General features: G+C 69.6%; 20 protein-coding genes. 10 read left to right on the plus strand and 10 right to left on the minus strand.

Features of this window, described 5'->3' with window-relative positions; genetic code table 11:
• Nucleotides 1-4: 4 nt before the first annotated feature.
• Genes ACQPZX_RS25700 through ACQPZX_RS25710 form a run of 3 tightly spaced genes read left to right on the plus strand, consistent with a single transcriptional unit; the run spans nucleotide 5 to nucleotide 2,304 of the window.
• The gene (locus tag ACQPZX_RS25700; RefSeq protein ID WP_433359856.1) at nucleotides 5-757 is read left to right on the plus strand and encodes an ABC transporter ATP-binding protein; all 753 of its coding nucleotides are present in this window, start codon (nucleotides 5-7) and stop codon (nucleotides 755-757) included.
• Nucleotides 754-1,518: an ABC transporter permease gene (locus tag ACQPZX_RS25705; RefSeq protein WP_433359859.1), complete on the plus strand. Its 765-nt coding sequence runs from the start codon at nucleotides 754-756 to the stop codon at nucleotides 1,516-1,518. The genes ACQPZX_RS25700 and ACQPZX_RS25705 overlap by 4 nt, the downstream gene beginning before the upstream one ends.
• A gap of 15 nt (nucleotides 1,519-1,533) precedes the next feature.
• Complete coding sequence (locus tag ACQPZX_RS25710; protein ID WP_433359862.1) at nucleotides 1,534-2,304, plus strand: MerR family transcriptional regulator; 771 nt, start codon at nucleotides 1,534-1,536, stop codon at nucleotides 2,302-2,304.
• Here the strand turns inward: ACQPZX_RS25710 and ACQPZX_RS25715 are convergent.
• On the minus strand, nucleotides 2,301-3,119 hold the full coding sequence (locus ACQPZX_RS25715; RefSeq protein WP_433359865.1) for a hypothetical protein: 819 nt from the start codon (nucleotides 3,117-3,119) through the stop codon (nucleotides 2,301-2,303). The two genes, ACQPZX_RS25710 and ACQPZX_RS25715, sit on opposite strands and share 4 nt — an antisense overlap.
• 152 nt (nucleotides 3,120-3,271) lie before the next feature.
• On the minus strand, nucleotides 3,272-5,482 hold the full coding sequence (locus ACQPZX_RS25720) for a cellulose binding domain-containing protein (RefSeq protein WP_433359868.1): 2,211 nt from the start codon (nucleotides 5,480-5,482) through the stop codon (nucleotides 3,272-3,274).
• A 110-nt stretch (nucleotides 5,483-5,592) separates the two neighbouring features.
• Between ACQPZX_RS25720 and ACQPZX_RS25725 the strand changes: the two genes are divergently transcribed.
• The gene (locus tag ACQPZX_RS25725) at nucleotides 5,593-6,702 is read left to right on the plus strand and encodes a cellulose binding domain-containing protein (RefSeq protein WP_433359870.1); all 1,110 of its coding nucleotides are present in this window, start codon (nucleotides 5,593-5,595) and stop codon (nucleotides 6,700-6,702) included.
• A gap of 221 nt (nucleotides 6,703-6,923) precedes the next feature.
• Entirely contained in the window at nucleotides 6,924-7,325 is a 402-nt protein-coding gene (locus tag ACQPZX_RS25730; RefSeq protein WP_433359873.1) for a hypothetical protein, read from the plus strand.
• A gap of 453 nt (nucleotides 7,326-7,778) precedes the next feature.
• On the opposite strand, the gene ACQPZX_RS25735 is transcribed toward ACQPZX_RS25730, so the two are convergent.
• Nucleotides 7,779-8,576, minus strand: a complete 798-nt coding sequence (locus ACQPZX_RS25735) for an IclR family transcriptional regulator (protein ID WP_433359876.1) — start codon at nucleotides 8,574-8,576, stop codon at nucleotides 7,779-7,781.
• A gap of 69 nt (nucleotides 8,577-8,645) precedes the next feature.
• Here ACQPZX_RS25735 and ACQPZX_RS25740 point away from each other — a divergent pair, with 69 nt between their 5' ends.
• Nucleotides 8,646-8,969: a putative quinol monooxygenase gene (locus ACQPZX_RS25740; RefSeq protein WP_433359879.1), complete on the plus strand. Its 324-nt coding sequence runs from the start codon at nucleotides 8,646-8,648 to the stop codon at nucleotides 8,967-8,969.
• Here ACQPZX_RS25740 and ACQPZX_RS25745 read toward each other — a convergent pair.
• The 3 genes from ACQPZX_RS25745 to ACQPZX_RS25755 are packed head-to-tail and all read right to left on the minus strand — an operon-like array spanning nucleotide 8,955 to nucleotide 13,110.
• A complete protein-coding gene (locus ACQPZX_RS25745) occupies nucleotides 8,955-9,932 on the minus strand; it encodes an amidohydrolase family protein (protein WP_433359882.1) in 978 nt (325 codons plus the stop codon). The two genes, ACQPZX_RS25740 and ACQPZX_RS25745, sit on opposite strands and share 15 nt — an antisense overlap.
• Nucleotides 9,932-10,930: an NAD(P)-dependent alcohol dehydrogenase gene (locus tag ACQPZX_RS25750; protein ID WP_433359885.1), complete on the minus strand. Its 999-nt coding sequence runs from the start codon at nucleotides 10,928-10,930 to the stop codon at nucleotides 9,932-9,934. The genes ACQPZX_RS25745 and ACQPZX_RS25750 overlap by 1 nt, the downstream gene beginning before the upstream one ends.
• 53 nt (nucleotides 10,931-10,983) lie before the next feature.
• The gene (locus ACQPZX_RS25755; RefSeq protein ID WP_433359888.1) at nucleotides 10,984-13,110 is read right to left on the minus strand and encodes an MMPL family transporter; all 2,127 of its coding nucleotides are present in this window, start codon (nucleotides 13,108-13,110) and stop codon (nucleotides 10,984-10,986) included.
• A 241-nt stretch (nucleotides 13,111-13,351) separates the two neighbouring features.
• Between ACQPZX_RS25755 and ACQPZX_RS25760 the strand changes: the two genes are divergently transcribed.
• From ACQPZX_RS25760 to ACQPZX_RS25775, 4 genes are read left to right on the plus strand one after another with little or no spacing between them, the layout of a single operon-like run.
• The gene (locus ACQPZX_RS25760) at nucleotides 13,352-13,615 is read left to right on the plus strand and encodes a hypothetical protein (RefSeq protein WP_433359891.1); all 264 of its coding nucleotides are present in this window, start codon (nucleotides 13,352-13,354) and stop codon (nucleotides 13,613-13,615) included.
• A 4-nt stretch (nucleotides 13,616-13,619) separates the two neighbouring features.
• The gene (smpB, locus tag ACQPZX_RS25765) at nucleotides 13,620-14,099 is read left to right on the plus strand and encodes an SsrA-binding protein SmpB (RefSeq protein ID WP_433359894.1); all 480 of its coding nucleotides are present in this window, start codon (nucleotides 13,620-13,622) and stop codon (nucleotides 14,097-14,099) included.
• Nucleotides 14,100-14,127: 28 nt separating this feature from the next.
• Nucleotides 14,128-15,153 (plus strand): LLM class flavin-dependent oxidoreductase, encoded by a 1,026-nt coding sequence (locus tag ACQPZX_RS25770; protein ID WP_433359897.1) that lies wholly within the window; start codon nucleotides 14,128-14,130, stop codon nucleotides 15,151-15,153.
• Nucleotides 15,150-15,875, plus strand: coding sequence for an alanyl-tRNA editing protein (locus ACQPZX_RS25775; protein ID WP_433359900.1), 726 nt, complete (start codon nucleotides 15,150-15,152; stop codon nucleotides 15,873-15,875). Before ACQPZX_RS25770 ends, ACQPZX_RS25775 begins: the two co-directional genes overlap by 4 nt.
• Here the strand turns inward: ACQPZX_RS25775 and ACQPZX_RS25780 are convergent, their stop codons facing one another.
• The 4 genes from ACQPZX_RS25780 to ACQPZX_RS25795 form a co-directional block, all read right to left on the minus strand.
• Nucleotides 15,876-16,988: a sugar ABC transporter substrate-binding protein gene (locus ACQPZX_RS25780; protein WP_433359903.1), complete on the minus strand. Its 1,113-nt coding sequence runs from the start codon at nucleotides 16,986-16,988 to the stop codon at nucleotides 15,876-15,878.
• 168 nt (nucleotides 16,989-17,156) lie between these two features.
• Nucleotides 17,157-18,176, minus strand: a complete 1,020-nt coding sequence (locus ACQPZX_RS25785; protein ID WP_433359907.1) for an ABC transporter permease subunit — start codon at nucleotides 18,174-18,176, stop codon at nucleotides 17,157-17,159.
• Nucleotides 18,173-19,054 (minus strand): ABC transporter ATP-binding protein, encoded by an 882-nt coding sequence (locus ACQPZX_RS25790; RefSeq protein ID WP_433359910.1) that lies wholly within the window; start codon nucleotides 19,052-19,054, stop codon nucleotides 18,173-18,175. The genes ACQPZX_RS25785 and ACQPZX_RS25790 overlap by 4 nt, the downstream gene beginning before the upstream one ends.
• A 3-nt stretch (nucleotides 19,055-19,057) precedes the next feature.
• A complete protein-coding gene (locus tag ACQPZX_RS25795) occupies nucleotides 19,058-19,480 on the minus strand; it encodes a GntR family transcriptional regulator (protein WP_433359913.1) in 423 nt (140 codons plus the stop codon).
• Between the last annotated feature and the right edge of the window lie 15 nt (nucleotides 19,481-19,495).

A 19,495-nucleotide genomic window follows, 5' to 3' on the forward strand; every position in this document is an offset into this window, starting at 1 on the left:
GACGATGATTCAGGTACGGGGCATCGAGAAGTCGTACGGGAAACTCGAAGTGCTGCGGGGTGTGGACCTCGACGTGGGGCGGGGCAGCATCTTCGCCCTGCTCGGCTCCAACGGGGCCGGCAAGACCACGCTCATCCGGATCCTCGCCACGCTGCTGAGAGCCGATGCCGGGACGGCGAGCGTCAACGGCTTCGACGTCGCCACCCACCCGGCGCGGGTGCGGGAGTCGTTCAGCCTCACCGGGCAGTTCGCCGCCGTCGACGAGATCCTCACCGGCCGGGAGAACCTGGTGCTCGTCGCACGGCTGCGGCACCTGCCGGATCCGGGCGCGATCGCGGACGATCTGCTCGGCCGCTTCTCGCTGACCGAAGCCGGCGGCCGCCGGGTGTCGACCTATTCGGGTGGCATGCGCCGCCGCCTCGACATCGCGATGAGCCTCATCGGGAACCCACCGGTGATCTTCCTGGACGAGCCGACCACCGGCCTCGACCCCGAGGCCCGCCTCGAGGTGTGGGAGACGATCAAGGACCTCGCCGGGCGGGGCACGACGGTGCTGCTCACCACGCAGTACCTGGACGAGGCCGAGCAGCTGGCCGGCCGGATCGCGATCCTCCACCAGGGACGGATCATCGCGAACGGCACCCTCGACGAGCTCAAGCAGCTGCTGCCGCCCGCCACCGTCGAGTACGTCGAGAAGCAGCCCACTCTCGAGGAGATCTTCCTCGCGATCATCAACGACGGCAGGGAGCAGGCATGAGCGCCACCACCTTCCTCGGCGACAGCGCCGTGCTGACCGGGCGGACCCTGCGCCACATCACGCGCAGCCTCGACACCATCATCACCACCGCGATCATGCCGATCGCCCTCATGCTGATGTTCGTGTACGTGTTCGGCGGCGCGATCGACACCGGCCCGGTCAGCTACATCGACTACATGCTGCCCGGCATCCTGCTGATCACGGTCGCGTCGGGCATCTCGTACACCGCGTTCCGGCTGTTCATGGATCTCAAGAGCGGCATCTTCGAGCGCTTCCAGTCGATGCCGATCGCCCGCTCGGGCGTGCTGTGGGCGCACGTGCTGACCTCGCTTGCCGCCAACCTGATCTCGCTGGTGATCGTGGTGGGGGTCGCCCTGCTCATGGGCTTCCGCACCGGGGCCGGCGCGCTCGCGTGGCTGGCGGTCGCCGGCATCCTGCTGCTGTTCACGCTGATGCTCACGTGGGTCGCCGTGATCCCGGGCCTCACCGCGTCGACGGTCGAGGGCGCGGGGGCGTTCGCCTACCCGCTGCTCTTCCTTCCGTTCGTCAGCTCGGCGTTCGTGCCCACCGAGACCATGCCCGGCCCGGTCCGCTGGTTCGCCGAGCACCAGCCGGTGACGCCGATCGTCAACACGATCCGTGCGCTGTTCGCCGGCGAGCCGGTCGGCGGTGACGTCTGGATCGCCCTCGGCTGGTGCGCGGGGCTGCTCGTCGTGGCGTACGCGTTCGCGATGGCCGCCTACCGCCGGAAGATCGCCTGAGGCAGGCTGAGAGTCATGCTCACCATCGGCCAGCTGGCGTCGTACGCGGGCGTGACGGTGCGGGCGGTCCGGCACTACCACGACGTCGGGCTGCTGCCGGAGCCCGGGCGCGACCGCTCGGGGTACCGGATCTACGACGCCTCCGCGATCGTGCGGCTGATCCGCATCCGGACGCTGACCGACGCCGGCGTGCCGCTGTCGCGGGTGCAGCAGCTCCTGGACGCCGGCCCTGCGGCCTTCGCCGACGGCGTGCAGGAGATCGACAAGGATTTGCGCGCCGAGATCCGCCGGCTTCAGGCCACACGCGTACGGCTGGCCCGGCTCGCCGCCGGCGAACAGCTCACGCTCCCGCCCAGCGTCGTCGGCTACCTCGACCGGCTGCGCGGCCTCGGCCTGCAGGAGCGCTACATCGAGCTGGAACGCGACGGCTGGATCATGGTGGCCGCCCGGGTGCCGGACCTGATCGACTTCGTGATCGCCCAGAAGCACAAGGACCTCGACAACCCCGACATGGTGCGCTTCTACCACCTGGTGAGCGACGCGCTCGACTGGCCGCCCGACGACCCCCGGATCGTCGAGATCGCCGACGTCATGGAGAAGGTCCTGATCCGCGCGGTCAAGGCCGGCGAGACCGGGGACGGCCCCTTCGACGACGCGTTCGCCGACCTGATGGACACGACCATGCTCGAGTCCTCGCCGGGCGCCAAGCGGCTCATGGCGATCCTGGAGGAACGCGGCTGGAAAGGCTGGACCCGCATCGAGCAGGTGCCCGCCGACCGGCTCTAGCGGGTGCGGCCCTCGCCGGGCACCTCCGCCATGTCCCACATGCGCGAGAAATACGCCCGGAAATGCTGCACGAGGCGCGCGTTCTCAAGGCTGAACCCCTGGATGTCGTCGCGGTCGCCGGCAAACGAGCAGAAAATGAGCTTGTCGTCGATGAGCCCCACGCTGATCTTGTCCTTCGGCGTTTCCGGCCGCATGCGGATCTGATAGTGGGCGGCCGGATTCGCCGTCTTGCGGCGCTCGCCCAGCAGCCACTTCTTCATCTCGTGGTTGTCGGGCCGGACGAAGACGACCCGCCGCATGCTGTGGCCGGGTTGTTTGACCCATTGGTCGCAGTAGGAGAAATACTCCCGGGCCGCGTCGCCCTGCTGTTCCGGCGGGCGCTCGCGCACGTAACAGACCCAGAGCCGGGAATTCGCCTGCTCGACCGCGATCCGCAGGCTTTTGAAGTACTCGTCGGCGGAGTCGAAGACCCGCAGGTTGCTCCCGTCGGACATCAGGCCCTTGATGTCGTCCAGGTCGCGTTCGGCGTTGCGCAAGGCGAGCGCCATGTCGTCCAACCGCTTCGCCACGCCGTCGCCGGCCCGGCGCGACGTGCCGAACTCGGCCAGCAGATCCGTCCGGGTCAGGTCGGCCAGGTGCAGCACGACCGCCAGCGTGACCAGGATCAGCGGAAACTCCCAGCCCTCCAGCTTGAGGTCGCTGTCGACGAATTTCAGCAGCGAATAGATGCCGGCGCTGAGCCAGAGCACATAGGGCAGAACCCGGCGTTCCAGCCTTTCGCGGACCGCCACGAATCCCTCTTCCCGCATCGCCATGCGCCGCGTCCGCCTTCCGCCCGCAAATGTGATCGGCCTCACCATCCAACCAGACCGCCGGTAGAGCGGCCGTGCCCATTCACGGCAAATGGCCGAGATCCCCGGCTCGCGCGAATTGGCGAACCGGGGATCCCGTCCTTACGAGAAACGATCTACTGAATCGCGAAACTCGGATGCGGCGGCTGGTTGTACGCCGTGTTCTGCCAGGCGATGGCCTCGCGGTACTGCGCGTCGTGCAGCAGCGTCACGATCCGCCGGCTGGTCTGGGTCGGGGTGCTGTAGATGCGCAGCGCGTTGTTGGCGCTCGTCGGCCAGATGACCTCCTCGCGCCAGTCGCCGAGGATGTCGCCGGACAGCGACGGGGTCGACTTGGTGCCGTTGTTCGAGTGCACGTCGGCGCCGGTCAGCAGCCGGGTGTCGCCCGACGTGCCGTACTTGTCGATGTGCGTGGCGTCGAGCAGCTCCCGCGTCGCGTCGCCGTCCCACCAGATCACGAAGTTCGTCGAGCCGGGCTTGCGCGAGGAAACCACCGTGCCCGACGGGCTGCGCACGCCGTCCGCCGCCGACGACCACGACTCGGCGCCCGGGCTGCCGGACCAGATGTCGGCCGAGACGCCGCGCCCGTTGTCGCCGTTCGCCGCGGTCGACCAGATGACCTGGCCGGTGCGGGCGTCGGCGAACCAGGACGACGGCTTGCTGCCGTCCTCGTCGACCTTGAACTCCTCCAGGCCGGGTCGCGACGGGTCGAGGTCGCCGACGTGCATGGCGTCGCCGTGCCCGTTGCCGTTGTTCCACAGCCGCCCGCCGTTGTCGTCGACCGCCATCGAGCCGTAGATGATCTCGTCGCGGCCGTCGGCGTCCACGTCCGCAATGGACAACTGGTGGTTGCCCTGCCCGGCGTAGGCGCTGTTTCCCGACGAATTCGAGTCGAAGGTCCAGCGCCGGGTCAGCGTCCCGTTCCGGAAGTCCCAGGCCACGATCACCGACCGGGTGTAATAGCCGCGCGCCATGATGACGCTCGGGCGGCTGCCGTCCAGGTAAGCGGTTCCGGCCAGGAAGCGGTCGACCCGATTGCCGTACGAGTCGCCCCAGCTGGAAACGGTGCCGCGCGGCGGTTCGTAGTTCACCGTCGACAGGGCGGCGCCGGTGCGTCCGTCGAACATCGTCAGGAACTCGGGGCCGGAAAGAATGTAGCCGCTGGAATTGCGGTAGTCGGCGTTCGCGTCGCCGATGACCCGGCCGGTGCCGTCGACGGTGGCGTCGGCGGTCTTCATGGCCACTTCCGCATCGCCGTCGCCGTCGTAGTCGTACACCTGGAATTGGGTGTAATGCGCGCCGGCCCGGATGTTCCGGCCGAGGTTGACCCGCCACAAACGGGTGCCGTCGAGCTTGTAACCGTCCACGTAGACGGGATCGGTCACCCCCGACTGCGAGTTGTCCTTGGCGTTCGTCGGATCCCATTTGAGGACGATGTCGAGTTTGCCGTCGCCGTCGAGGTCGCCGACGCTCGCGTCGTTGGCGGTGTAGAGCGAGCTGTTCGGATTCTGGATCGGCACATCCAGATAGCCGTTCGCGAAGTTCAGCGCCGGGCCTTCGGCGGCCTGCTCGGCGCCATTGACAACGGCCTTTATCGTGTACGTCTGCCCGGCGGCGGCCCCGGAATCGAGGTAATTGGTGGAGCCGGTTATCGGGCCGGCATTCAGTTTGGTGGCGCCGCGGTAGACGTTGAACGCTATGCCGCCCGGGTCGGTGCCGAGCAAGCGCCAGCTGATCAGGTTGCCGCTGCTGGAATGGACGCTGACCACGCCGCGGTCGAGGCGCTCGGCCTGCTTGCCGTTGACCGTGACCGGCCCGGTCGGCGGTGGGGTGGGCGGCGTGGTGGGCGGGGTCGTCGGCGGCGTGGTGGGCGGCGTGGTGGGCGGCGTCGTGGTCGGTCCGGTCGTCGGGGGACTTGTCGGATTTGTCGCGCCGGTGCACGCCGTACCGTTGAGGGTGAAAGCTGCCGGGGTCGCGGCCGTGCCGTTCCCGTTGAAGCCGAAGCTCGTCGTCGCGTTCGTCGCCAGGGCGGCGTTGTAGCCGGCGTCCTTGACCTGGACGCTCGCGCCGGTCTGCGTGACCACACCGTTCCACAGTTGACTGATCGTCTGCGAGCCCGGGAAGGCGAAGCCGAGGGTCCAGCCGTTGATCGGGTCGCCGAGGTTGGTCACGTCGACCGCCACCCCGAAGCCGCCGGGCCACGTATTCGTGACCGTGTATTTCACCTGACATCCCGCCGCGGCGTCCGCACGGGCCGCGACCGCCAGCAGCCCCGTGCCGACGGTCGCGACCGCGAAGACGGCGGCGATCTTTCTCCTGGTGGCCACGCGAAGCCCCTTAGATTTAAAGTCATGGATGGGAGCGCTCCCAGATTGAGGGCTTCCGCGTTCGTAGTCAAGGTCCCCACCCACATCCCGCGTCCTCCGGGAGGACCCCCATGCACCGACGAAGACTGGCGATCCTCGCCGTCGCCACCACCGCCCTGACGGCCGCCGCCGTCGTCACCGCCGGCCAGGCCTCGGCCGCCGCCGGCTGTCAGGTCAAGTACACGGTCTCGAGCCAGTGGCCGGGCGGCTTCGGCGCCGCCGTGGACGTCACCAACCTCGGCGACCCGATCAACGGCTGGTCGCTGGCGTTCGCCTTCGGCGGCGGACAGACCGTGACGCAACTGTGGAACGGATCCGTGACCCAGTCCGGATCCGCGGTCACCGTGCGCAACGCCGCCTGGAACAACGCCATCGCCACCGGTGGCACGGCTTCCTTCGGCTTCAACGGGTCGTGGACGGGCAGCAATCCGGTGCCCGCTGCTTTCGCCCTCAACGGTGTGACCTGCACGGGCGGCGTGACCCCGACGACGCCACCGACCACGCCACCGACAACTCCTCCTACAACGCCGCCCACCACACCGCCGACGACTCCCCCTACCACTCCCCCGGCCGGCTCGCCGGTGAAGATCATGGCGCTGGGTGACTCGATCACCGGCTCCCCCGGCTGCTGGCGGGCGCTGCTGTGGCAGAAGCTGCCCGCCGCCCGGGTCGACTTCGTCGGCACCCTGCCACCCCAGGGTTGCGGCTTCACCTACGACGGCGAGAACGAGGGCCACGGCGGCTTCCTCGCCACCAGCGTCGCCAACCAGGACCAGCTCGTCGGCTGGCTGGCCGCCACCCACCCCGATGTCGTGATGATGCACTTCGGCACCAACGACGTGTGGAACAACATCCCGACGCCGACGATCCTCGCCGCCTTCACGAGGCTCGTGGGCCAGATGCGCGCCTCCAAGCCGACCATGAAGATCCTCGTCGCCCAGATCATCCCGATGAACCCGGCCAACTGCACCGAGTGCGCGGCCCGGGTCGTCAACCTCAACGCCGCGATCCCCGCGTGGGCGTCGTCGCTGTCGACTTCGGCCTCCCCCATCACGGTCGTCGACCAGTGGACCGGTTTCAACACGGCCACCGACACCTACGACGGCGTACACCCGAGCAACGCCGGCGACGTGAAGATCGCCGACCGCTGGTACCCGGCCGTCTCCGCCGCCATCTCCTAGCCGCCTGCGCTTGGCCGCGCCCGGCTCGGGCGCGGCCATCCGCGGCCGGCGCGGCGACCGCGATCGAATATGGGCTGATCGCGGCCCTCCGACGCCGTCACCGGGCGGCGGCGCCACTGTGGACCCGGTGTTGTCGCAGGTCAGGGCGCTAGGTGCGGAAAGTGTCGTACCCGGGGGGCATACTTCGGACCGCAACTCGGAACTTGAGGAAGGCGGGCCGCATGGCGGACAAGGATCCGTTGGTAGACACCTGGCGGCAGATCATCGTGGGTGACGAGAAGTCGTGGGTGCTGTTCGAGCACGGCACCTGCGTCGTCCTGGTCAGTCCCGCGGACGATCTGGCAGCCCAGGCCGTAACGATCCTCCGCGAGCACGGGCCGGTCCAGGCCGGCTCGGCCTCGGCGGACTTCGGCACGGTCCCCCTGGAGTCGGTCCCCGGCTGGATCGTCACCAGCCACCACCCCGACATCCTGACCTACGTCGCCCCGGACGACGCGGATCAGGACGACATAACCCAGGACGACGACAACACCCCGCTCGCCGTGGGCCTGATCGGCCGCGCCAACCGCGACCGCGACGCCCACGACCTGACGGTCATCCACGTGGAGGACAAACGCCCCTGACCACCGTTCGCTCGTCGGCGCCAAGCGGCGCCGACGGGCCCAACCCCAGGCCGCGGCCACCGTCACGGCCGTCCGGCCCCTCCGCGCACCGCAGTGCTCGCCCGGCCCGCACGGCTGCCGCGACGCGCGCTCACGCCGGCAAGCCGTCGTCTGCCGGGCCCGCCTGCCGCCGCGCCCGCCCGTAACGCCACAGCCGCCGCCAGGCTCGACCCGCCGCCGTCCAGCCGCTGCGCCCATCCGGCCCGCACTCGCGCGCAGGCCACGGCCACCGCCAGGCTCGACCCGCCGCCGACCAGCCGCTGCGCCCATCCGGCCCGCACTCGCGGGGCAGCCGCCCGGCAGCGCCCGTCCGGGCCGTCGCGACCGCACGCACGCCACGGCTGCTGCCGGGTCGATCGCCGGGGACTACAGCCGCGATCCGGGCAGGGCCCAGTCGGATCGCGGACAAGGCGGTCAGGTGAGGCGGCCCGAGCGGACGGCCGTGCTCAGCGCCACGGCCCGGGTCGCGCGGACGGCGCCGAGGCGGACGGCGCGCTCGGCGGTCCAGCGGTCCGCCCGCAGCCGGGACGTCGGCATCGAGATTGCCACCGCCCCGACGAAGCGGCCGGCCGCGTCGGTCACGGGGGCGGCCATGCAGCTCAGCCCGGCCTGGAACTCGTCCACCTCGACCGCCAGGCCGGTCCCCCGCACCTGGTGCAGCTGGCTGGTCAGCAGCGCCCGGCTGGTCACCGTCGACCGGGTCACCGGGGGCGTGCCGGTGTGGTCCAGCAGGGACTCGCGGGTCTCGGCGGGCAGCGTGGCCAGCATCAGCTTGCCGAAGGCCGTGGCGTGCGGCGCCTGGTGGAACCCGACGTCCAGCGGCCGGATCCGGGGGTGCTCGGAGCACTCGGCCACGTGCGCGACGATCATCTCGGCGTCGCGTAACGCGGCGTAGTAGGCCGCCGCCTGGGCCTGCTGGTGGACCACCTCGGCCACGCGCTGCACCGACGGCGGGACCGCGATCTGGCGGTGCAGGCCCCGGGCCAGGTCGTCGACGCGGTGGCCGAGGGCGTACGCCTTTTCCTCGGGGAGATGAACCAGGTATCCACCCGTGACCAAAGTGGTGAGCAGGTGGTAGGTGGTAGGGAGGGTCAAGCCGAGCGCACTGGCGACATCCCGTGCGGCGACGGGACAGGGGGAGGCTGCGATGTGGTCGAGCACGCGCATCGCCCGTTCCACGGACTGGAGAAGACCAGCGCCTTTGCCGCTCATGCACCCAGCGTCCGTCCGCGCCGCCGGGGAGGGAACCCCGATGGCTGATCGCGCGAAAGGTGAACTGTCATGATCTTCATTACCGCCAAGTTCCTCATCAAGCCGGAGCACGCCGAGCAGTGGCCGGAGATCTCGGGGCCGTTCACCCGGGCGACGCGGGGCGAGCCGGGGTGCATGTGGTTCGACTGGTCGCGCAGCCTCGACAACCCGCAGGAGTACGTGCTCATCGAGGCGTTCCGGGACGGGGACGCGGGCGCCGCGCACGTCGGGTCGGCGCACTTCAAGCAGGCCCAGCAGGACCTCCCGCAGTACCTGGTGGCGACCCCGAAGATCATCAGCCAGACCATCGACCAGGACGACTGGTCGGAGCTGGGAGAGCTAGCGGTCAAATAAATCTTTCAGGTCGTACAGGAGGGCGGCGTTCAGCCCCAGGATCTTCTGCTTCGCGGCAGGGGTGAGAACGCCGTACTCCCCCTGCATGTCCTCCGGGATCTGGAAGTCGACGAACCGCTCGACCAGCCACCCGGGCTGCCAGATCGCGTAGTCGCTGCCGAACAGCAGACGGTCCTCGCCGAGCCAGTACAGCAGCTCCCCGATGATCTGCGCGAAGTACCGGGGCCGCGTGTGCAGGAAGGGCAGGGCGAGCGCGAGCCCGCCGTACACGTTGGGCTCCTGCGTGGCGATCCAGCAGAACTCGTCGAGCCGGGGCAGCCCCACGTGCTCGACCACGAAGCGGAGCTCCGGGAAGGCCGTGGCGGCGTCGTCGACGTCCGCCACGTCGAAGGCGTCCCGGTTCATCGGGTACACCGTCGGGCCCTTGTAGACGTGGATGTTGCGGATGCCCAGCGACCGGCAGGCCTCCAGATACCGGTAGGCCCACGGGTCGCTGAGCTTCCACCCCTTGCTGTTGCCCTTCCACTCGCCGGTGCAGAGCGTGACGCCCTGCAGCTGCCACCGCTCGTGCAGCCGCTCGAGCTCCTCCAGGCCGGCCTCGCCGTCGCGCGGGTCGAACCGCCCGTTGACGAGGAACCGGCCCGGGTGGCGCTCGGCGAGCGAGCCGCTCTCGGCGGTGGTGGTGAAGCCGTTGACGAACCAGTCGGTCAGGCAGGTGGACTGCAGGATGGCCACGTCGGCGTGCCCCACCTCGAACAGGTCGTGGATCATCCGGTCCTCGGCGCAGCGCTCGAACTCCTCGAGCGTCCAGCGCCGGTCCGGGGGCGACAGGTGGGTGTGGTAGTCGAACAGGCAGTTGACGTACCCCTCGCCGTAGCGGTTGCGCTGGTTGGCGGGGCCGCCGTCCCAGAAGCGCGCGTTACCGTCGACGACGACGTAGTCGTGGCCATCCTTGTGGTACATCAGGGCACCAGGATCCCGCGGCCCTGCAGGCGCCCGGCCTCCAGATCGTCCATGGCCTCGTTGACCGCGGCGAGCGGGTACTGCCGGGTGTGCAGGGTGACCTTGCCCTGCGCGGCGAGCGTCATCAGCTCGTCGAGGTCGTTGTAGGAGCCGACGAGGTTGCCGACGATGTTGCGCTCGGTGGAGATCAGGTCGATGGTCGGGATGTCGATGGTGCCGCCGTAGCCGATCACGAAGTAGCTGCCGGCCCGCCGCGTCACCGCGAGCCCTTCCTTCTCCGCGCCCTGCTCGCCGACGAAGTCGAGCACCACGTGCGCGCTGTCGTGCAGGTCGGCGGTGGAGTCGAACACCTCGTGCGCGCCCAGTTCCTGGGCGAGGGCCCGGGCCGCCGGGTTGGGGTCGACCACCACGACGCGGGTGGCGGTCATCGCGAGCAGGCACTGGACGCCGATGTGCCCGAGGCCGCCGGCCCCGATCACCACGCAGGTCGTGCCCGGATACAGCAGCGGCACCGCCTTGCGGACGGCGTGGTAGGCGGTCAGCCCGGCGTCGGCGAGCGCCGCGACGGCCGCCGGCTCCAGCCCGCCGGCCAGCTTGACCACCGAGCGGGCGGTGGTGAGCAGCAGTTCGGCCATCCCGCCGTCGGAGTCGATGCCGGGGAAGCGCGAGTTCTCGCAATGCACGTCGTCGCCGGAGCGGCAGGGCCGGCACAGTCCGCAGGTGACCAGCGGATGCAGGATCACCGCGTCGCCTACGGCGACATTGGTGACGGCGCTGCCTATCTCACGCACCCATCCGGCGTTCTCATGACCGATCGTGTACGGCAATTGCACGCCGGACTTCTCGGCCCACTGTCCCTCGATGATGTGCAGATCGGTGCGGCAGAGCCCGGCCGCGCCCACCTGGACCAGAACGTCGAGCGGTCCCGAGATCACGGGCTCGGGCACCTCGTCGATCGACGGTCGCTTGCCGTAGGAGTGAACCCGGACGGCCTTCATGGCCTCGCCTCCTTGCAGGGTCGGTGGTCCCCCGACCCTGCAAGGCGCGTAGGTCAGTGCGTAAGTTCGGGTTCAGATGCTGACAACGGCTCGGCCGGCCCGTCGACCTCGGCGGGCTTGTCGCGCACCTGGGTGAGCTTCGACGGCCACCACATCCACCGGCCGACGTCGAGGTTGAGCGCGGTCACCAGCACCGAACGCACGATCAGCGTGTCGAGCAGGACGCCGAACGCGACCGCGAACCCGATCTCGGCGAACGCGACCAGCGGCAGGCTGCCGAGCGCCGCGAACGTGCCCGCGAGCACGATGCCGGCCGACGTGATCACGCCGCCGGTCGCGGCGAGGCCGATGACCGCGCCGCGCCGGGTGCCGTGCGCCCGCGCCTCCTCCCGCACCCGGGTCATCAGGAAGATGTTGTAGTCGATGCCGAGCGCGACCAGGAACACGAAGACGAACAGCGGGAACGACGTGTCCTCACCGGACCAGCCGAACACGTGCCGGAAGACCAGCGCGCTGACGCCCAGCGCCGCCGCGAACGACAGCACCACGGTGAGGATCAGGATCACCGGCGCCACGATCGCCCGCAGCAGCAGGCCGAGGATGACCAGCACGACCAGCAGCACCAGCGGGATGATCAGCTGGTTGTCGTGCCGGTTGGCGTCGTTGATGTCGACCACCATCGCGGTCGCGCCGCCGACCTGGGCGTTCGCCCCCGGCACCGCGTGCACGGCGTCGCGCACCCGGACCACCGTGTCCTGGGCGGCTGTGCTGTCCGGCGCGTCGGTCAGCGTGCCGTCCAGCTGGACCAGGCCGTTCTTGACCACCGGGTCGGCGACCGAGCTGATCCCCGCCACCCCGGCGAGGGCCTGGCGGACCTGGTCGGCCCGGGCCGCGTTGGCGATCACGGTGACCGGCTGTCCACCGCCCGCCGGGAAGTGCCGGCCGAGCGCCTCCTCACCGGTGACCGACGGCTGCTTGGTGGTGAAGCTGTCGGCGGTGGACAGGCCGTTGGCGTTGAGCTGCAGCAGGCCGAGCGCCATGACGCCCAGCGCGAGGGACGTGCCGATCCAGACGGCGCGCGGGCGGCGGCCGATGCCGGCGCCGAGCCGGGCGTAGAAGCCGGTGGCGGTCGGCTCGGCGGTGCCGAACTTCGGGCGGGCCGGCCAGAACAGCCAGCGGCCGCAGATGACCAGCATGGCCGGCAGCAGCGTGATCATGGCGAGCAGGCCGACCACGATGCCCAGCGCGGCGACCGGCCCGAGGCCGGAGGTCGAGTTGAGCTCGGCGAGCGTGAGGATCGACATGCCGATCGCCACGGTCGCGGCGCTCGCGATGATCGCGGGCCCGGCGCGGTGCAGGGCCATCGCCATCGCCTCGTGCCGGTCCTCGTGCTTGCGCAGCTCCTCGCGGTACCGCGCGACCAGCAGCAGCGCGTAGTCGGTGCCGGCGCCGAAGACCAGCACCGTGAGGATGCCGGCGCTCTGCGCGTTCACCACCAGGCCGGCGTGCTCGGCCAGCAGGTAGATCACCGCCTGCGCGGTGGTCAGCGCCACGCCCGCGCTGATGATCGGGAAGAGCCAGAGGATCGGACTCCGATACGTGATCAGCAGAATGACCGCCACCACGATCAGCGTGGTGTACAGCAGGGTGCCGTCGATGCCCTCGAACGCGCCCGCCGAGTCCGCCGCGTTGCCGGCCGGACCGGTCAGATAAATGGCGAGCCCGTTCTCACCCGTACCCGAAATGGCTTTGATGTCATCGACGACGTCGACGATCTTGTCCCAGCCGTCCTCGTCGACCTTGACGTTCACCAGCGTCGACAGGGCCTGCTTGTCCTGCGACGGCACCGGTCCCTGGATCTGGCCCACGACGCCCTGCACCCCGGCGAACGCCTTCGCGTCGGCGGCGGCCTTGGCCTGGTCGGCCTCGGTGATGCCGCTCGCGCGCTCGTAGACGATGATCGCCGGGACGATGTCGTCCGGCTGGAACTGCTTCTGCAGGTCCATCACCGCGGTCGACTCCGCGCCGCCGGGCAGCCAGGCCGAGTTGTCGTTCTTCTCGACGCCGGAGAGCTTGCCGGCGAGCGGTCCCGCGATCGCCAGCACCACCACCCACAGCCCGAGGACGATCCACTTCGACCATCGCCCGCAGACCAGTCTCGCTATCCCACCCGTAGCCATCGCCGTCTCCCCCCGAGACGTCATTCCTCGTCTGACGGCCGAAGGGTATGCCGGACCCGCCGGGCCGCCCAACCCGATAAAGCCCAAGCTCAGGGTTATCTCAGGGAAGAGTCAGCCACGTCACTGTCGGAAGGTCGGCGGAAGGCTGGCCTTCAATCGGGTCAGGGGTGGCGGGCGGGGTGGTCGGACGGGTGTCGAGATCGGACAGCGCACCGAAAGGGGTATTGGCATAATCGAACGGGTGACCAACTGGGAATACGCGCGGCTCGAGTACCGCGCCGCCGGCACGCTCGGCACCGACAAGTTCATGGACTGGACGGCCACCTTCCACCACCCGGGCGGCGTGCTGCGCTGGGGCACCGACGAGCGCTTCGACGACCTGCGCCACCTCAACCGGGCCGGCGCCGCCGGGTGGCAGGCCTACGCGCGGGCCGCGATCCACGTCCAGGGCGAGCCGCACCGCCTGAGCAGCGTGTCCTACGCGATGAGGCGCCCGGTACCGTGAGCCGGTGGCAAAGGAACAGGGCCGGAAGCTGATCGCCTCGAACAAGAAGGCGCGGCACGACTACGCGATCCTCAAGACGTACGAGGCGGGTCTGGTGCTGGCCGGCACCGAGGTGAAATCCCTGCGGGAGGGCCGCGCCTCCCTGGTCGACGCGTTCGCCCAGGAGCACGAGGGCGAGATCATGCTGTACGGCCTGCACATCGCCGAGTACGGCTACGGCAGCTGGACCAACCACGTCCCGCGCCGCACCCGCAAGCTGCTGCTGCACCGGGTGGAGATCGCGAAGATCCTGAGCCAGCTGCGCGACGGGAACGGCCTGACCCTCGTCCCGTTGTCGATGTACTTCAGCAACGGCTGGGCGAAGGTCGAGCTCGGCATGGCGCGGGGCCTGAAGTCGTACGACAAGCGGCAGGTCATGGCCGAGCGCGACGCCCAGAAGGAGATCGCCCGCGAGATGGGCCGCCGCCTGAAGGGCCGCGTCTGACGAAAGGGGCGGGGGGTAGCGTGTGATCATGGTCGAATTCGGTCTGGACACCTTCGGCGACGTCACCGCCGACGCCCACGGGTCCCGCTTGAGCTACGCGCAGGTCATCCGCAACGTGATCGAGCAGGCCGTGCTCGCCGACCGGCTCGGCGTCGACGCCTTCGGCCTGGGCGAGCACCACCGCGACGACTTCGCGGTCTCCTCCCCCGAGGTCGTCCTGGCGGCGATCGCGAGCCGCACCGAGCGGATCGCCCTGGGCACCGCGGTCACCGTGCTCAGCTCCGACGACCCGGTCCGCGTCTACGAGCGGTTCGCCACGCTCGACGCGGTCTCGAACGGGCGGGCCGAGATCACTCTCGGCCGCGGCTCGTTCACCGAGTCGTTCCCGCTGTTCGGCTACGACCTCGCCGACTACGACAAGCTGTTCGCCGAGAAGGCCGACCTGATGTCCAAGCTGCTCACCGAGGGCCCGGTGACCTGGGAGGGCACGGTCCGCCCCGGCCTCAAGGAGCAGCAGGTCTACCCGAAGACGGAGAACGGCCGCATCCGTACGTGGATCGGCGTCGGCGGCAGCCCCGAGTCGGTGGTCCGCGCCGCCGAGTACGGCTTCCCGCTGGTCCTCGCGATCATCGGGGGCGCGCCGGCCCGGTTCGCGCCGTACGTCGACCTGTACCGGCGGGCCCTCAAGGAGTTCGGCCGGCCCGAGGACACCCCGGTGGCGGTGCACTGCCCCGGTTTCGTCGCGGAGACCGACGACCAGGCCGCCGAGCTCCTCTGGCCGCACGTACGCGTCATGATGAATCGCATCGGCCGCGAGCGGGGATGGCCGCCGCTCGCCCGGGACCGCTTCCAGGCCGACATCGACGAGGGCGCCTGGCACGCCGGGTCGCCCGAGACCGTCGCTCAGAAGATCGCCAAGACCGTCAAGGACCTGGGCGTCCAGCGCTTCGACCTGAAGTACTCGGCCGGCACGCTGCCCCACGAGCGCCTGATGACCGGCATCGAGCTGTACGCCACCAAGGTCATCCCCCGAGTGAAGGAGCTGCTGGCATGAGCGCGCGCCTGGACTGGGAAGACCCCACGCTGCGGGAGTGGGACTGCACCGTGCTCGCCTCCGACCCGGAGGCGGGGATCGTCCTCGACCGCTCCGCCTTCTATCCGGGCGGCGGCGGGCAGCCGCCGGACCACGGGGTGCTGCTGTGGCAGGGCGTGCGGACGCGGATCGTCGACACCCGCAAGGGAGACGACTTCTATCTCATCCCGGCGCCCGGCGACCCGGTGCCCCCGGTGGGAACAACGGTGCGCGGCGCGATCGACGACGAGCGCCGCAGCACGCTCATGCGCACCCACTCCGGCCTGCACATTCTGTGCGGGACGGTGTTCCGCGACTTCGGGGCGCTGGTCACCGGCGGCAACATGCAGCCGGGCGAGGCGCGGATGGACTTCAACCTGCCCGAGGTGCCGCCGGGGTTCAAGCAGTCCCTGGAGGACGCGGTCAACGCGGAGATCGCGGCCGACCGCAAGATCGTGGCGCGGATCCTGCCGCGCGAGGAGGCGCTGCGGATCCCGACGCTGGTGCGGACCCAGGACGCGCTGCCGCCCTTGGAGGAGCCGGAGATCCGGGTCATCGACATCGTCGGGCTGGACGTGCAGGCCGACGGCGGCACCCACGTGGCCTCCACCGCTCAGGTGGGCCGGGTCGAGGTGGTCAAGGTCGAGAGCAAGGGCCGGCAGAACCGCCGCGTGCGGATCCGCCTGGCCCCTGCTCCTCGATGACTACTTGACCTCGTACTCCGCGCAGAGCGCGGCGTACTTGCCGGCGCACAGCTTGGCCTTGTCGACGAAGCCGTCCGCGACCACGTCCTTGACCTTCGCCGCGGTGATCAGCTGCGGCTCGAGGCCGACGAACGGGACGTAACCGCCCGACTCGGGGTCCTTGATCTGCTCGCGGGTGGTCGGCTTGCTGCCCTTGAACAGCTTGACCGCCAGGTCGGCCGCGGTGATCGCCTCGGGCTTCAGCGGCTTGTAGATCGTGACGCACTGCTCGCCGGAGAGCACGGCCTGCAGACCCTCGAGCGTGGCGTCCTGGCCGGTGACCGGAACCTTGCCGGCCATGCCCTTCGCCTTCAGCACCTTGATCACCGCGCCGGCGAGGCCGTCGTTCGCGGCGAGGACGCCGGCGATCTTCGGCTGCTGCGAGAGCATCTGCGCGAAGATCTTGCCGCCCTCCTCGTTGTCCCAGTCGGGCACGGACTGGTCGGGACCCTTGGTGTAGACCGCCTGGTCGTACTTCGGGTTCAGCAGCGAGTCGTACCCGGCCTTGAACAGCGTGGCGTTGTTGTCGGTGGGCGAGCCGTTGAGCTCGGCGACGATCGGGTTGACGACGCCCTTGACCCGCAGGCATTCGATCAGGCCCTGAGCCTGGTACTTGCCGACCACTTCGTTCTTGAAGCTGACGTAGAAGTCGGCGCTGCCGTTGAGCGTCAGACGGTCGTAGTCGATCGTCGGGATCTTCTTTTCCTTGGCCTTGTCGAGCACCTCTTTGCCGGTGTCCGAGTCAAGGTTCGCGATGATCAGCACCTTCACGCCGCTGTTCACCATGTCGGTGCCGATCTTCACGAAGTTCGCCCGGTCGCCCTGGGCGTTCACGATCTCGACCGGCACCCCGGCCTTCTTGAACTCGGCCTCCAGGTACTTCGGGTCGTCGTTGCCCCAGCGCGTCGAGCTCTTGGTGTCCGGAAGGATCACACCGACCCGAGCCTTGCCCGAGCCACTGCCGGACCCGCTGCCACTACCGGCGTTACTCGAATCATCGGAGTCGTCACACGCCGTCATCGTGGCGGTAGCCAGCAGCCCGACCGTCGCGAGCGCCAGCAGCTTCTTGCGCATTTCCGAGAATTCCTCTCAGGTGGATCCCGACCTGTGTGGTCCGCCGAAAAACGTTCCCCAGTATCGAGCAGCACACGATGCGCTCGACAAGGGGTACGGCGCCGGAGTGAAAAATAGTTCACTACCGGTGCGTAAGCATCGGCCGACTACCCAAAGTGCCCTCGGACCCTACGCCACCCGGCGTCGTATCCACCAGAAGCAGAAGATCGCGAGAAGCGCAGAAACTACCACCAAAACACCCAGTTCGCGCCACTGGAGTGTCCAGAACTTATCGGGACCCAGGTAGATCACCTTTTGTTGCAGATTCTGCGAAGCGATCCACCGGGCGCAACCCTGCGGACCGTCACCGGGCGCGTTCGGTCCGCAGTATTGGGGGTCGTACGGCCCGCGCCAGGGCACACCCGACGAGGTCACCACGTCGTTGCTGAGGATCCAGGCGCCGCGCACCGGCACCTCGGCCTCGACCCGGATGTCCCGCCGGGGATCGTCCATGCTGAGACTGATGCCGCCGACGCTCTCGGCCGTCAGCGTCTGCCGGTACGTGCTCTGCCCCACCAGGTGCGGCCGGAGAACCCCGATCATCAGGAACATCATCGCCCCGACGACGACCAGCGTGACCGCCATCGCGGCGACCGTGCGCCGCAGCAGCATCCCGATCGTGACCCCGGCCAGGAAGCCGAACAGCGCGTACCCGATCGGCACCACCCCGCGGACGGTGAAGGTGTCCGGGGTCATCCAGCCGCCGGCCCGGTCGATCGGGCTGGCCCAGGCGGTGAAGGCCCAGCTGACCAGGCCGGCGATGAGGGCGGTGGCCAGGGCGACGCCGCCGAGCTTGACGGCCAGCCACCGGTTGCGGCTGACGGTCTGGTTCCAGACCAGGCGATGAGTGCCGGACTCGAGCTCACGGGCCACCAGCGGGGCGCCCCAGAACAGGCCGATCAGCACCGGCAGCCCGAACAGCAGGATGCTGCCGGTGAACAGCATCCGCCCGAAGTAGTCCTCCTGGGCCCGCCGCAGGAACTGGTCGGCGAGGGTCGCGCAGTCGGTGGTGCAGCCCGTGTACCCCATGTCCCGGGCCAGGTCGAGCAGTGCTCCGCGGGTGGCCCAGAAGACCACGACGATCGCGGCCGCGGCCGCGAAGCCGACGACGGCCTGGGTACGGAACTGACGCCAGGTGAGCCAGATCATCGCTGCTTCTCCAGTACGCGATCGCGGCCGCCCTCCGCGGCCTCGGACATGTAGGCGAGGACCAGGTCTTCGAGGTCGATGCCGTCGACCGTGAACGCCGGGTCGTCGATCGGGGCGGAGCTGCGCACGACCAGCGTCGACTGCACGTCGGTGTGCCGGGCGTGCACCACCTGCCGGCCGCCCCCGAGCGTGGCCGGATCGATGCGCGCGCCGGTGATCCGGTGATGGGAGGCGAGCAGCTCCTCCACCTCGCCGGTGACCCGCACCCGGGACTTGACCAGGACGATCAGGTAGTCGCAGACACGCTCGAGGTCGGCGACCAGGTGCGAGGACATCACCACGCTGGTGCCGGACTCGGCGACGTACTCCATCAGGCCCTGCAGGAACTCGCGGCGGGCGAGCGGGTCGAGCGCGGCCACCGGCTCGTCGAGCAGCAGCAGGTCGGGCCGCTTGGCGATGGCCACGGTCAGGGCGAGCTGGGCGCGCTGGCCGCCGGAGAGCTTGCCGGCCTTCTGCGCCGGGTCGAGGCCGAGCCGCTCGACGCGCTCGTGGGCGAGCGCGTCGTCCCAGGACGGGTTGAGGTGGCGGCCGAGACGCAGGTGGTCCTCGACGGTGAAACCGCCGTAGACCGGGGTGTCCTGGGCCACGAACCCGACCCGCGGCGAGCCGCTGACCACGTCGCCGCCGAGCACGGTCAACCGGCCGGCGGTCGGGCGCAGCAGGCCGCAGACCAGCTGCAGCAGCGTCGACTTGCCGGCGCCGTTCGGCCCGACCAGGCCGACCACGTGGCCCGCCGGGATGTCGAGGGTGCAGTCGGACAGGGCCGGCCGCCGGCCGTACCGCTTGGTGAGTCCTTCAGTGACGACAGCGCTGGTCATCTTTCATCCCCGCCCTGGTCTTCCGGTGGAATAGCCCGCTCTTGCTGCCGAAAAGTGACGAAATGTGTTCACGAACAGCGCCTCGATGCTCTCGTCGTCGAGGCCGGCGTCGCGCGCCTTGGCGAGCCAGCCCTCGAGGTCGCGGCGCAGCGGCTCGTACGCGGCCAGGTCGGCCTCGCCGCCGAGGGTGCGGGTCACGAAGGTGCCGAGGCCGGGGCGGGGCTGCACGAGACCCTCGTACTCCAGCTCGCGGTAGGCCTTGAGCACCGTGTTCGGGTTGATCGCGATGCGGGCGACGACGTCCTTGACGGTGGGGAGCTTGTCGCCCTCCTTGAGCAGGCCGAGCCGCATGGCGTGGCGCACCTGCTGGATGAGCTGCATGTAGGGCGCGACGCCCGAGCGGGCGTCCAGGTGGAACTCAATCATTGATACCCCTATTCC

The sequence above is a fragment of the Actinoplanes sp. CA-142083 genome, assembly GCF_050942195.1.
Classification (GTDB): Bacteria; Actinomycetota; Actinomycetes; order Mycobacteriales; family Micromonosporaceae; genus Actinoplanes.

Bases quoted from the DNA above. Each gene is read 5' to 3' on its own strand.
- ACQPZX_RS25700 (WP_433359856.1), top strand. From the start codon at position 5: ATGATTCAGGTACGGGGCATCGAGAAGTCGTACGGGAAACTCGAAGTG.
- ACQPZX_RS25705 (WP_433359859.1), top strand. From the start codon at position 754: ATGAGCGCCACCACCTTCCTCGGCGACAGCGCCGTGCTGACCGGGCGG.
- ACQPZX_RS25710 (WP_433359862.1), top strand. From the start codon at position 1,534: ATGCTCACCATCGGCCAGCTGGCGTCGTACGCGGGCGTGACGGTGCGG.
- ACQPZX_RS25715 (WP_433359865.1), bottom strand. From the start codon at position 3,119: ATGGCGATGCGGGAAGAGGGATTCGTGGCGGTCCGCGAAAGGCTGGAA.
- ACQPZX_RS25725 (WP_433359870.1), top strand. From the start codon at position 5,593: ATGCACCGACGAAGACTGGCGATCCTCGCCGTCGCCACCACCGCCCTG.
- ACQPZX_RS25730 (WP_433359873.1), top strand. From the start codon at position 6,924: ATGGCGGACAAGGATCCGTTGGTAGACACCTGGCGGCAGATCATCGTG.
- ACQPZX_RS25735 (WP_433359876.1), bottom strand. From the start codon at position 8,576: ATGAGCGGCAAAGGCGCTGGTCTTCTCCAGTCCGTGGAACGGGCGATG.
- ACQPZX_RS25740 (WP_433359879.1), top strand. From the start codon at position 8,646: ATGATCTTCATTACCGCCAAGTTCCTCATCAAGCCGGAGCACGCCGAG.
- ACQPZX_RS25745 (WP_433359882.1), bottom strand. From the start codon at position 9,932: ATGTACCACAAGGATGGCCACGACTACGTCGTCGTCGACGGTAACGCG.
- ACQPZX_RS25750 (WP_433359885.1), bottom strand. From the start codon at position 10,930: ATGAAGGCCGTCCGGGTTCACTCCTACGGCAAGCGACCGTCGATCGAC.
- ACQPZX_RS25755 (WP_433359888.1), bottom strand. From the start codon at position 13,110: ATGGCTACGGGTGGGATAGCGAGACTGGTCTGCGGGCGATGGTCGAAG.
- ACQPZX_RS25770 (WP_433359897.1), top strand. From the start codon at position 14,128: ATGGTCGAATTCGGTCTGGACACCTTCGGCGACGTCACCGCCGACGCC.
- ACQPZX_RS25775 (WP_433359900.1), top strand. From the start codon at position 15,150: ATGAGCGCGCGCCTGGACTGGGAAGACCCCACGCTGCGGGAGTGGGAC.
- ACQPZX_RS25780 (WP_433359903.1), bottom strand. From the start codon at position 16,988: ATGCGCAAGAAGCTGCTGGCGCTCGCGACGGTCGGGCTGCTGGCTACC.
- ACQPZX_RS25785 (WP_433359907.1), bottom strand. From the start codon at position 18,176: ATGATCTGGCTCACCTGGCGTCAGTTCCGTACCCAGGCCGTCGTCGGC.
- ACQPZX_RS25790 (WP_433359910.1), bottom strand. From the start codon at position 19,054: ATGACCAGCGCTGTCGTCACTGAAGGACTCACCAAGCGGTACGGCCGG.
- ACQPZX_RS25795 (WP_433359913.1), bottom strand. From the start codon at position 19,480: ATGATTGAGTTCCACCTGGACGCCCGCTCGGGCGTCGCGCCCTACATG.